This is a genomic window from Wolbachia endosymbiont of Ctenocephalides felis wCfeT, assembly GCF_012277295.1.
Classification (GTDB): Bacteria; Pseudomonadota; Alphaproteobacteria; order Rickettsiales; family Anaplasmataceae; genus Wolbachia.
On sequence record NZ_CP051156.1, the window covers coordinates 579046 to 591967 of the forward strand.

Annotated in this window: 8 protein-coding genes and 1 pseudogene; 3 read left to right on the plus strand and 6 right to left on the minus strand. The window is 35.9% G+C overall.

What is annotated here, in order from left to right; genetic code table 11:
* Window positions 1-6 precede the first annotated feature (6 nt).
* Both HF197_RS02790 and tnpC read left to right on the plus strand, forming a co-directional pair.
* Complete coding sequence (locus HF197_RS02790) at window positions 7-2514, plus strand: ankyrin repeat domain-containing protein (RefSeq protein WP_168464186.1); 2508 nt, start codon at window positions 7-9, stop codon at window positions 2512-2514.
* Between the two features lie 22 nt (window positions 2515-2536).
* A pseudogene (tnpC, locus tag HF197_RS02795) lies at window positions 2537-3897 on the plus strand (IS66 family transposase).
* Here tnpC and HF197_RS02800 read toward each other — a convergent pair.
* From HF197_RS02800 to HF197_RS02810, 3 genes are all read right to left on the minus strand, one after another.
* Window positions 3894-4208, minus strand: a complete 315-nt coding sequence (locus HF197_RS02800; protein WP_168464187.1) for a hypothetical protein — start codon at window positions 4206-4208, stop codon at window positions 3894-3896. The pseudogene tnpC and the gene HF197_RS02800 overlap by 4 nt on opposite strands.
* Before the next feature lie 8 nt (window positions 4209-4216).
* Complete coding sequence (locus tag HF197_RS02805; protein WP_168464188.1) at window positions 4217-6025, minus strand: ankyrin repeat domain-containing protein; 1809 nt, start codon at window positions 6023-6025, stop codon at window positions 4217-4219.
* Between the two features lie 117 nt (window positions 6026-6142).
* The gene (locus tag HF197_RS02810; protein WP_168464189.1) at window positions 6143-7102 is read right to left on the minus strand and encodes an Rpn family recombination-promoting nuclease/putative transposase; all 960 of its coding nucleotides are present in this window, start codon (window positions 7100-7102) and stop codon (window positions 6143-6145) included.
* Window positions 7103-7328: 226 nt separating this feature from the next.
* Here HF197_RS02810 and mutL point away from each other — a divergent pair, with 226 nt between their 5' ends.
* A complete protein-coding gene (gene mutL / locus HF197_RS02815; RefSeq protein ID WP_168464190.1) occupies window positions 7329-9107 on the plus strand; it encodes a DNA mismatch repair endonuclease MutL in 1779 nt (592 codons plus the stop codon).
* A 20-nt stretch (window positions 9108-9127) separates the two neighbouring features.
* Here the strand turns inward: mutL and HF197_RS02820 are convergent, their stop codons facing one another.
* The 3 genes from HF197_RS02820 to HF197_RS02830 form a co-directional block, all read right to left on the minus strand.
* Complete coding sequence (locus tag HF197_RS02820) at window positions 9128-10369, minus strand: Tol-Pal system protein TolB (RefSeq protein ID WP_168464191.1); 1242 nt, start codon at window positions 10367-10369, stop codon at window positions 9128-9130.
* A 5-nt stretch (window positions 10370-10374) separates the two neighbouring features.
* Window positions 10375-12009, minus strand: a complete 1635-nt coding sequence (locus HF197_RS02825) for a ribonuclease J (RefSeq protein ID WP_168464192.1) — start codon at window positions 12007-12009, stop codon at window positions 10375-10377.
* 104 nt (window positions 12010-12113) lie between these two features.
* Window positions 12114-12887, minus strand: coding sequence for a hypothetical protein (locus tag HF197_RS02830; RefSeq protein WP_168464193.1), 774 nt, complete (start codon window positions 12885-12887; stop codon window positions 12114-12116).
* Between the last annotated feature and the right edge of the window lie 35 nt (window positions 12888-12922).

A 12922-nucleotide genomic window follows, 5' to 3' on the forward strand; every position in this document is an offset into this window, starting at 1 on the left:
GAAATCATGACAGATAATAATAAACCTCCTCTGATTATAGCTGCTGAAAAGGGAGATCTAGATGAAGTTAAGAGATTAATAGAGGAAGAAGAAGCTGACGTTAATGCAACAGATGAATATGGATGGACCGCTTTACATTTGGCTGCTGAAAATGGTCACACAAAGGTAGTGGAGCTTCTATTAATAAAGAAAGCTAACGTTGACGCAAAAAGTAGTACTGCTGAAATGACTCCTCTACATTGGGCTGCTCACAATGGCCACAAAGATATAGTGGAGCTTCTATTAGGAAATGACGCTAACGTTGGCGCAAAAAGTAGTACTGCTGGAATGATTCCTTTACATTATGCTGCTGCAAATGGTCACGAAGAGACAGTGGAGTTTCTTATTGGTAAAGAAGCTAATAAAGTTGATCTTCCAGACAATAAAGGATGGACTCCTTTGCATTGGGCTGCTTATTATGGTCACAAAGATGTAGTAGAATCTCTCACAAAAAATGTAGCTGATGTTAAAGCAACAGATGAATATGGATGGACCGCTTTACATTGGGCTGCTTATCGTGGTTATACAGAGATAGTGGAATTTCTCTTAAAGAAAATTGACATTGGTACAAAAAGCAATAATGGATGGACTCCTTTACACTGTGCTGCTGAAAATGGTCGCATAGATGTAGTGAGGCTTCTAATAAAAAAAGGAGCTGAGGTTAATGCAAAAAGCAATAACGGAATGACTCCTTTACATTGTGTTGCTCGCTATGGTCGTTTCACAGAAACAGTGAAGTTTCTCATAGAAGAAGGAGCTAAGGTTGATGTAAAAAGTGATGATAAATATACTCCTAATAGTTACGGAGGGAAAGTGCAGCTTTTCATAACAGAAAATTATAAATATACTCCTTTACATCTGGCGGCTAAAAATGGTTACGAAGAAGCAGTGAAGATTCTATTAGAAAACGAAGCTGATATCAATAATAAACATAATCCGCTTGCTTCCCCTTTATACGACGCAGTTAAAAATAACACTCTATATATGGCGGAGTTTCTCTTAAACAACGGAGCTGATCCCAATAAAGGTAGTTTTGTGTCTTACGACGCAGTTAAAAATAACGATATAAGTAATGTGGAACTTATCTTAGAAAACGGAGCTGATCCCAATAAAGGTAATTTTCATGGTATTTCTTTTTTTCCTTTACACAAAGCAGTTGAAATGAATCGTGAAAAGATGGTAGAGCTTCTCATAGAAAAAGGAGCTGATCCCAATAAAGATGGTTCATTTACTTACCTTTTACACAAAGCAGTTAAAAGAAATAATGCAGATATAGTAGAGCTTCTATTAAAAAAGAAAGCTAATGTTGCTGATGTGAATGCAAAAAATAATAATGGATTCACTGCTTTACATTTGGCTGCTCTTAATGGCTACACAAAGATAGTTAATCTTCTCCAAAGTGCAGGAGCTGATGTTAACCTTACAGATACAGATGGACGCACTGCTTTACATGTGGCTGCTGAAAATGGCCACAAAGATGTAGTGAAGTATCTCATACAAAATGGAGCCAAAGATAAGATTAATGCACAAAGTAATAACGGAAGGACTCCTTTACATTCGGCTGCTCTTAATGGTCACAAAGATGTAGTGAAGTATCTCATAAAAAATAAAGCTGATGTTAATCTTACGTATACAGATGGATACACTGCTTTACATGTGGCTGCTCAAAAGGGTCACATAGAGACAGTGAAGTCTCTCATACAAAATGGAGCTAAAAATAAGATTAATGCACAAGATGGTAAAGGAAGAACTCCTTTACATTGGGCTGCTGGAGAGGGTCATATAGAGACAGTGAAGTTTCTCATAGAAAAAAGAGCTGATGTTAATCTTACAGATCAAGATGGATGCACTACTTTACATTTTGCTGCTGAAAAAGGTTACACAGAGGTAGTGGAGTTTCTCTTAGAGAAAATTGACATTGATGCAAAAAGTCATTATGGATGGACTCCTTTACACCTTGCTGCTCAAAATGGTCACAAAGATGTAGTGAGGCTTCTAATTAAAAAAGGAGCTGATGTTAAAGCAAAAGATGATTGCGGAATGACTCCTTTGTATTTTGCCGTTCAAAATGGTTGCACAGAGACAGTGCATCTTCTTCAAGATGCAGAAACTAACGTTGATGCAAAAAGTAATAATGAAGGGACTCCTTTACATTTGGCTGCTGAAAACGGCCACAAAGAGGCAGAGGAGCTCCTGACAGAAAAGAGTGCTGATAATAGTACACAGGATATCTACACACCTTTAGGTTGGCGTGATCACCAAAAGAATAACGAAATGGTGTTGAAGATTCTTCAAAAAAATGATAAGAATACACTTAAAAGATGGCTTATAATGGGTATTACCATTGGGTTTTGTGCTGCAATATTTACTTTGCCTATATTACTCACTGATTGGCCTGTGCCAATAAAAGTTGCTGTGGTATCCATTCAGCCGGGCGGTAAAATAAAGAGTAGACAAGGAATGCTAAAAAGGTAAACTAGAGTGGCTGTGAGGTAATATGGTTGATCTTTTAGAATTTTGCGAAAGTTTAAGCAGACTATAGAAAAGTTAGAAACAAAAATAGAAGAGCTTAAAGCAGAAAATAAAGCGCTAAGGATCGAAAACGCTGAGTTAAAAGAAAGGCTTGGCTTAAATTCAAAAAATTCATCTATACCAAGCTCCAAAGAATTATATAAGATGAGGGAAAATAAGCCAAAAAGTGACAGGAAAGTAGGAGCACAGGTTGGACATAAAGGCAGTTACCGCCCTAAAATGGAGGCAGATGAGATGGTAAAAATAGAACTGCCCAATACGTGTGAGTGCGGAGGAGAAATTGCGGTATCAAAAGATCCGTATACTCATCAAAAGGTCGATTTGCCGGAAATCAAGCCGTATGTAGTTGAATATCAACTAGAGCATGGACGTTGCAAAAGATGTGGAAAAAGAAAAAGTAGCAAGCTACAAGAAGGAGTAACTGCGGACACATTTGGTCCAAGAGTTAAGTCAGTAATTACAGCATTAAGTGGATTTTACAAGAATTCGAAAAAAGAAGTGGCAAATATTATAAAGGACATTTTCAACCTGGATATCAGCGTCGGTAGTGTATCAAATAGCGAGGCTAGAGTGGCAGAAAAATGCCAAGAAGCATATGAGCAAATTGAGGAAGAGGTAAGCAAGAGCAAAATTTTACATATCGATGAAACTAGCCATTACAACAAAGGTAAACAGGGCTGGTGCTGGATGTTTGCGAGCAAAATAGGAAGTGTGATCAAATTGACAGAGTCAAGAGGGATGAAAGTCCTGGAAAATAGTAAATTTGGAAAGAATAACAACCTAGTAGTGACCGACAGATATGCAGCTTACAACTACTTTTCCAGCAAGAAAAGGCAGGTCTGTTGGGCACATTTAGCAAGAGATTTTGAAAGGTTGTCTCATAGTTGGAATAGCGAAGTGAAAGTTTTGGGGTATTATTTAAGGAATGTTGCTACTGAATTATTTGCATTGAAAAAAGCTCTGTTAAAGGATGAAATAGACACATTAAGGTTCATAAGAAGAGCAAGAAAATTACGCAAGCGAACAAGATATTACTTAAAGAATATATCAAATTTACCCGAGGCAATTGGAGCGTCTCGAGTAGCAAAAAATATCATGAAATCGGATCTGATGATGTGGAAATTTTTGGACGATCCAGAAAATATTCCACTGACAAACAACTATGCTGAGCGACAGATTCGGCATTACGTTGTTTACCGAAAAGTTTCATATTTTACACAATCGAAACGGGGAAATATGTTTCTTGAGAGGATAATTTCATTGTACTTGACTTGGAGGCAAAAGAAGTTAAATCCTTTTCAAAACCTACTGGCTATTGCTTCTTAAGCCATACACCTGAATGGATACCCGCCACACTTTATATCTCCCGTTTGCAATCCTAAATTTCTTGCCCCTTCAACAGCCTTTGCAACGTTTACTGTGCTATCGTCCGGATATTCCAGGTAAAAAACTGTATTATCTATCTCTACATGATTTACTTTGCCATTACTTGATGCATTTGCTGCAACTGTGCGAAAGTCACTTATATGCTTTTCATATTCACAGCAGGCTTTTTCCATATTGGCTTTATGATCTTCAAATAAATCCTCTAATTCTTCATCTATTTTTTCTTTAATTACCGCTCCTTTTGCTGCCAATTGACAAACTATGTTCTAACTATCTTAGGATCTTGTGCAACTCCATTTAACTGCTCTATTTTAGCTGTTACGTGATCTATAAAGTTATCCCGATAAAACTTTAGCCTTATTCCAGATAGCAATGCTTTATCAACAATTTGGCTCAACTCAATTACATTTTTCGCTTCTTTTACCTTATCTGAAAATTCACGTAATTTTTCTAAGTTGCGGCGTGTTATGCCAATATCTTTTGTTGTAATACTTCTCTCTAACTTCTTAAGCTCCGTGTTAAGACCTACTTTGTTATAAAAACTACCACTACGTGGCAGAACTACTGACGTTTTTTGCAATTTTTCGTCTTTAAAAGCATTGTCTAATATGCTTTGAATTTTCTTATCCTCATTTGCCGCTTTTACCAGAGAATGTTCACCGCTATACCATACTTTCTTTACTATTTTATTTATTATTCCCTTTGGCCTAAAAGCTTCAATATCAGAAAATGGTACTAGCTTCTCTATAACCCTATATGACCCCTCTAATTCCCTATCTAACTCCTTCTCTAAACAGGTTTTTTCCCATCCTAAGCTTTCCAACTTTAAGTTTTCCTCCTCTGAATAGTTTTTTTCTAATTCTGAACGTTTATTGCAAGCTGCTTTTATTGCAATATTTAAAGGTGTCCAACCCTTGGTTTCTGATTTTATACACTGAGTGTTTTTACTTTCGATCAAAAAGTCTATGAAATCCTCATTTTCATACTTGGCAGCTACTTGAACTGGTGTGATACCCTTCCCATTTTTTGCATTAACGTCTACTCCATTTTCTGCAAGAAATTCTATTATTTCTTTACGTCTATGTTGAGCAGCAAAGTGCAGCAATGTGTTGCCTTTTTTATCTACTGTGTTGGTAAGTAGTTCCTTAGTTTTTTCCTTACGCATGTTAAATATGTCTTCTTCATCCTTACTTAAGCTATCCCCCCAATCACTCCTTTCAGCCTTTTCCCAATAGGCTTCTTCACCACTTCTCACATGGTAAGAAACAAGCATCTCCAGGATCTTAGGATCACTTACCCTTCCCATAATTGCATGATGTAATGCTGTGTAACCATTTTTATCTTGTGTTGTTACATCTGCTCCTTTTTCCAGAAATTCCTTTGCAACATTTTCATAACCTTTATGGGCAGCATAGTGAAATGGAGTTTTTCCTTGATTATCTACTGCATTGATATCAACACCTTCTTCCTTCAAGAAAAGTCTAACAACGCTAATGTGGCTACCTTCGGCTACGTAGTGCAGCGGAGTTTTTTGCTTGTTGTCTTGTACATTAGGATCAGCTCCTGCACCCAAAAGCGATTCTGCTGCATGAATGTTAAACTGAGCAACTTTATGAAGTATTGTTGTTTTCAACTCTCCTCTTTGCAAATTAAGGACAACCTTTAAGTCTTTGTTGTCTTTATGCTTTTCTAAGAATTTTTCAAGGACTGGAGCTACATTATAATCATACTTGTGTACCATTAAGTCAAAACCCAAGCGTCTTAATGAGCGCAAAAGCTCACTATTTAGCTTTTTTTGACTCTCTGTTAACGTCAACTCCTCAGCTAGCCACGTGTTTACTTGCTTTTCCCACCATTCATTTTCTGTGGACTCATTTTGCCCATAATCTTCTTGCTTTATGCTACTAACTGGCCAATCCTGTTCCTGATCTACAGATTTCTCATTATCAGACCAGCCATCGGCTTCCTTTACATTATTTTCTTTTAACTCATCTACCCCTTCAACAACAGATGTCGTTGAAATTGGAGCTTTTACTATAGTTGATAAATCTTTAATTGAACTTGGCATATACTTACCTCACACTTGATATACTAATTTCAGCATATCAACGAATATACCCATGTAAACATAAATTTTTTACTAACGGGACTTTTAAAATTTACAATCTTAACAAGTAGGAAATAACTATATTATTTTCTCTTCCTCTAGTTGCCTTACTTCATCTACAGATAGGCCGGTTATTTTGGCTACAATATCAACAGATATACCAGACTTAAGTGAATTTTTTGCCACTTCAATTCTCTCTGCTTTTCTGCCCTCTTCCCTGACCCGTTCCTCGCCGATTTGGATGCCTTCTTCTCTACCTTCTTTTCTTCCTTCCTCTCTGCCTTCTTTTTTACCTTTTTCAGTAGTATCATCAAGTTTTTGCTCGAGAATGGCTTGCTCATCAAGTGTACGCTTTACTTCTTGCTCATATTCTATGTATTCCTTTTCTGACCAGTTAAACCTATTCAGTTCCTCATATGCTTTCTTGATTATTAGATCACTACCTATTATCTTTTCTAATCCTTCTTCACTGGTTTCATCTGCGTATTTAAAATAATAAATCCATTTTTCAACAATATTCTCAAGCTGATCTTCTTTTGTCTTAGGAAATTTAGGTAGCTCGATAAACGTAAAATAAAAGTCTTTTAAATTGTGTTCATAGCTATTTCGATCAAGAATTATATGATCAGACTTATATTCCTCTTTATTGGGAAACAGAACACAGTCAGCGATAGCAATGAAGATAATTTCTTTAAGATTATGATATTGATCATCTTTATCAGCTTGTCTTGTATAAGCCTTAGCTGCGTAATATTGAGCACGTTTTTCAAAACCTTTAGTCTTAGCAACCTGCATCTCGCAAATATATTGAATACCTGAAGAATCCCTGCATAATACATCAACAATACTTTGTTTTTTTGCAGCAATATCAGGATCTTGAATGGTACTTAAAAACTCAATCTCTTTTATTCCATTGACATCAGTAAATCCCAGAATATCATTTAAGAAATGAATTAAAATATCTTTGTTTTTTTCAGTACCAAAAATACGCCGAAATGCGACATCATTCTTAGGATCTAAAAACTTAGAAATAGCCATAATATTTAACGCACTAAATAAATAAATTATATATTATTTTACATAGGCTTACAAGAAGGAGTTTAAAAGTGTGCATGTAGCCAACATTCCAATGGCTAAATACAAAAAATCAAGGAAGAAAAACTTCCTATGTGCTTATTATAAATAGTTTATAGGCAGTGTTCAATATTTTTGTGGCAAAATTTATAATTGAAGCTATACCTTTATAGAAGTCGGTTGAACGCTTATGACAATCATTCTACTAGATACAAAAACCATAAACCGTATAGCAGCAGGAGAAGTAATAGAGCGTCCAGCTAGTGTAGTGAAGGAATTAGTAGAAAACGCCATTGATGCAAAAAGTACAGAAATAGAGATAAAAATAGAAAGTGGTGGACGTAACCTTATTACTATAACAGATGATGGTAGTGGAATAGAGAAGGAGGATATAGAGCTTGCATTTATGCACCATGCAACTTCGAAACTTAGCGATAGTGAATTGATAGAGGTAAAGCACCTTGGCTTCAGGGGAGAAGCTTTACCATCAATTGCTGCAGTAAGTAGAATGAAGTTATCATCCAAGACAAATGAAGGATGGTCCATTAATTACGAAGGTGGAGAAAAAATAGGGAAACTCACACCTTGCTCTTTATCAAGAGGTACACAAATTGAAGTACGGGATTTATTTTTTGCTACTCCAAATAGGTTAAAATTCCTCAAGACTGAGAGAGCGGAAACACAACATATAGTTGATATTGTAGAGAATTTGGCAATGATTAATCCCAATATTGGGTTTACTCTTACTTCAGGTAATAAGAATCTTGTAAGATATACAAAGCAGAGTTCGTTATTTAGCAGATTATGTGAAATAGAAGAAAAATTCAAGGATAATTCGCTAGAAATTTGCGAAGAAGAAGATGGAATTAAACTTACCGGATATATCTGTAAACCGACCATTAATTGTGGCAAATCCAATATGATCTACACGTTTGTAAACGACAGACCTGTTAAAGATAATCTACTTATTGGAGCAATTAGATATGCATATCACGATTTTACTCCAAGCAACAGATATCCTTTTGCAGCACTGCATCTTGAAATACCCTATGATCAAGTAGACGTAAATGTGCACCCAAATAAATCGGAAGTAAGATTTCAAAATAAGAGGTTTATATATGAAATAGTGACAAGAGGATTGATGAAAGCATTGTCGACTAGAATAGGCGCTTCGGATGCAATACAAGTAGCGGACACTAATATGCAGCATACTTTACCTACATCTACAAGCTATGAGCATAATTCTAGCGTCAAGAGCTGGAATAACACTACTTTTAGAGAATTCATGGCTCCAGCATCTTCTTTTGAAGAATCCCCTACCCTATTTCCATTGCCTGATCAACAAACCGTAGTTCTAGAAAAAAAGGCGTTAGAGCAGATCGATTTGGTGGAAGAGCACCCACTGGGAGTTGTACGCTGCCAGGTTTATAATACTTATATTATTGCTGAAGCTAAAGACAAATTGATTATAGTTGATCAGCATGCAGCACATGAGAGATTGGTGTATGAATGCTTGAAACAAAAATCAAATATAAAGAGACAATCACTGCTTATCCCCGAGGTAGTTAAAGTTAAGGATCAGGCAGAAATGGAGATGATTGAAGCTTATAAGGACAAGTTATTTGAAATGGGTTTTTATATTGAAGTTAAGCCAGAAAACGAAGCAATAGTGAAAGAAATTCCTGCAATTTTAGGAACAGTCGATGTAAAAGAGATGCTGCTCAATATAGCTTATAGATTAACGGAAATAGAAGATACGCTTCCTATAGAAGACAAGGTAAATAAAATATTGGCAACCATTGCTTGTCACGGCTCAATTAGAGCTGGTAGGCAAATGAAGTTAGAGGAAATGAACACATTACTGAGGCAAATGGAGAAAACACCATATTCAGGACAGTGCAACCATGGACGTCCTACTTACGTAGAAGTGAAATTAAGTGAAATTGAGAAGTGGTTTGAAAGAAAGTGACTTATCTACGGTTTGTCTCATTAAAAAGACCAATCTGGCAGATACGCGTTAGTAGGAGTGGGTACAATTTTTTGATTTTTCTTTGCTAGGTCTACTAAATATAGTTTAGAATTATTGGATGATTCTGTTTTGGTAAAAATGATTTCTCTGCCATTTGGTAACCATGCTGGAGATTCAATTTTATGCCCTTCTGAAAGCAAGCGTTCTTCTTTGCCATCTGGCTTCATTACCCCTATATAAAATTTTCCTGATTGAATCTTTGTAAAAGCTATAAGGTCACCTCTTGGCGACCAAACCGGTGTTGCATATCTTCCTTTTCCAAAGCTAATTCTTTTAAGTTTTTTATTAGTAAGATCAATAATGTACAGTTGCTGGTTTCCACTCATATCAGAGCTAAAAACCATATATTTTTGATCCGGAGAAAGAGAAGGAGAAGTGCTAATAGCCGAGTTTGTGGTAATTTTTTTCGTGCGCTTGCTGTTTAAGTCCAAGGATAATATATTTGTTTTGCCATCAGATGAGTGAGAAATCAAAAGCGATTTACCATCGGGAGAGAACCTTGGAGCAGAAATCACTCCTTCAAATACGCTAATTATTGACTCGGTGTTGTATTTTAAACTTTTTGATATTATGTAACTCTTGCCATCCAAATATGATATGTAAACTATGCTTTTTCCGTCTGGTGAAAATCTAGGCGTTGATACAAATTTATCTCCATTTGTTAAATATTTTATATCACTTCCATCTTGATTCATAACAGCAATTTTACGTATTGACTTGTGGTCGCTGTCTTTTTCTTCAGCAATGTAGGCAATTTTCGTACTAAAATGCCCTTTTTCACCAAGCAATCTATCATGTATGGCATCTGAAATAAGATGAGCAATTCTTCTCCAGTCCTTTTTTGGAAAAATTATTGATTTGTTAAGTAATTCTCTTTTTGTAAAGTTATCAAGCAATCGCAATGATAGATCCAATGTATTACTTGATATTTCATTGACACTCACTGTGACTAGCGTATCGCTTTTTTGAGATTGAAAATCAGCACGTTTTACATTCAATAAACCACAATTAGACAAGTTTGTTTCAATTACGTTTGTAATGCTGTCACTTAACTCACTTTCAAGCTCTGTATTACACGCACACCTGGATACAGCAAGACTGACCTTACTAACACTGTTTTTCTTTATGTCAACGTATAAAGCAGCCTGTGTAAAATAAGGCACAAATATAATAAGCAGTACCAGTTGAGTCAGAAGCTTCATTCATTCTATACCTGTTCTATTTGGATTTCTATTATAGGCCTTTTTAGTAAATATTCCTTTAAAATACTAAATACTAAATTTTCAATCCTATTTCTAATTTTCTTTATCGGTTGTAAGCCAAACGCTGATTCAACTGTTTTAATAATCTCTTGTATAATAATCGCGTCCTCTACTGGCTCAAAAACACCAGGGGCAAACACTCTCGGTTTAGCAAGCAGTCTATTTTTATTATTTACAATTGCTGTTATCATGATAGCTCCGGCATCTCTCATTCTCTTACGCATCTTTATTATGCTGCTTTCTGGATGCCTAAATAACGCACCATCAATACCAAAGTAACCGACGTTAATTGAATCAACTCTTTCCCCATTTTCCAAGTTAATAGCATCACCTGGCGCAATCATTATTGCCTTTGTCACTCCACACTCTTTAGCGAATTTTACATGTGCATGCGTGTGAATATATTCACCGTGAACTGGAATGGACATTTTCGGTTTTGTTAAAGCATACATTTCCTTTAGCTCCGCCCTCGTTGGATGTCCAGAAGCATGCACATGATCTGTTTTTTCAGTAACAACTTCAACTCCCATTTTAATAAAGGAATTGAGCATACCATGTGCACGAGTTTCATTTCCAGGAATAATCTTTGATGAAAAAATCATAGTATCGCCCTGCTGCATTTTGAACAGCTGATGGCTTTTATTAGCAAGTCTTGCAGTTGCAGCCATTGGTTCTCCTTGACAGCCAGTGCAGATGAGCAAAAGCCTATCTCTTGGCAAACCTTCCACGTCTCTTGCTTCGCAAAATTCAACAGAATCGGTTAGGTATCCGCTATCTCGCGCAACTTTTACAATTCTCCATAAAGATCTGCCAAGCAGAACTACTTTTCTATTTAATGCTTTTGCAGCTTGGCTTATTGTTTCAATTCGTGCAACATTTGAAGCAAATAATGATACAGCAACTAACTTTTTAGACCGCTTTATTATATTATAAAGATTATTATATATATCACCTTCTGACTCAGGATTGTGTCTACTTAATATGTTTGTTGAGTCGCAGATCGCTGCAAGTAAATCGCCCTTATCACCAATTTCTTTTAAACGATTCATATTAGTAGTTAACCCCACAACAGGTTTTGGATCAAATTTCCAATCGCCAGTATGGAGAGCACTACCTACACCAGTGCTAATTAATATTGAATTCGTTTCTGGAATTGAGTGAGTAATGTTTATAAATTCAATAGTAAATGGATCTAAATTTAAGCTGCCATTTATACCTACCTCTTTTATAGGCACTTTGCCTTCCAGTCGAAATTCTTTTAGCTTTTCCTTAACAAAATTAACCGTAAATTTTGTTGTATATATGGGGCATTGTAGCTCTTCCCACAGATGTGGAATTGCACCACAGTGATCTTCATGCGCATGTGTAATTATTATTCCCAACAGATCTTGCCTTCTTTGAGCGATAAAACTTATATCAGCAACCAACAACTCAACGCCCGGCATAGTTTCGTCTGCAAAGCCAATACCAAGGTCGATCATAATCCACTTGCCTTGGTAGTGATACAGGCTAATGTTCATCCCAATTCTTCCAACTCCTCCAAGTGGGAGAAATAAAAATTCATTTTTGTTTATATTCATTAATTTTAAATTATTAAAACTTCAGAATAGCAAAATTTCGGCTTTTAATAAAGGAGTTTCAATTAAGGAAAATAAGCTTTAGGTTAAAATTCCATACTTATCTACTAAAAAAGAACTCGTAATTCTTGTTGCAAGTCATGTTGTTCAACAGCAAGATTTTCTAATCTCGTTGTGGGAACAGTATAGTTGCCCCAAACTCTTCTTACTGTTGAAGAAATGGTTGAAGAAATAAATGACATTGGAGAATTATTAAACCCAGGATAAGATGTAAAAGATTCAACAATTATTCTTGTTATGCCAGGTAGATTTATTATTCTTCGCCCACAAATTACAGATATATCTCCGAATATTATTATTTTGATAAAATCCACTAAGCTCATTTCATTTGGTCTTGCAGTTTCAGATGTATTGATATGAGAATAATATGAAAGCCAAAACCAACCGGCCATCTTTACTATCCGCGTATAACGATGATCTCTAAGCATGTTAAGAATAGTAAGACAGTCCTTAACCATTTCCGTTATAGTTCTTCTTCTCACTGTTCTTTCTTCCAAAGAGGCAGAGCTCAACTCCTGTGAAACTTTTCCCCCAGCACGTTCCATAGCTTCTTTTATTTTTTTTAGTGCTGATGTTTTTCTTCTCTCGATATTACTATTACCACTATAAACATCAGCTACTACTTGACGCAAGATTGTATAGTTTAACATTAAAAAGTTATAATGTTCTACTGGATCATTAATATGATCCCTTAGCCTCTTGATAATCTTAAGTATTTTTTTCTCTTTTCTATTTATTGCACCCTCATCTTGAGCTACAGGTATGTCAGCAAGCGCTGCAACCAGCTTAGTCTGCAACTTCTTTACTTTTCTTTCGTTCATAATTCACCCTCTATATATTGCTTTACATAATATAT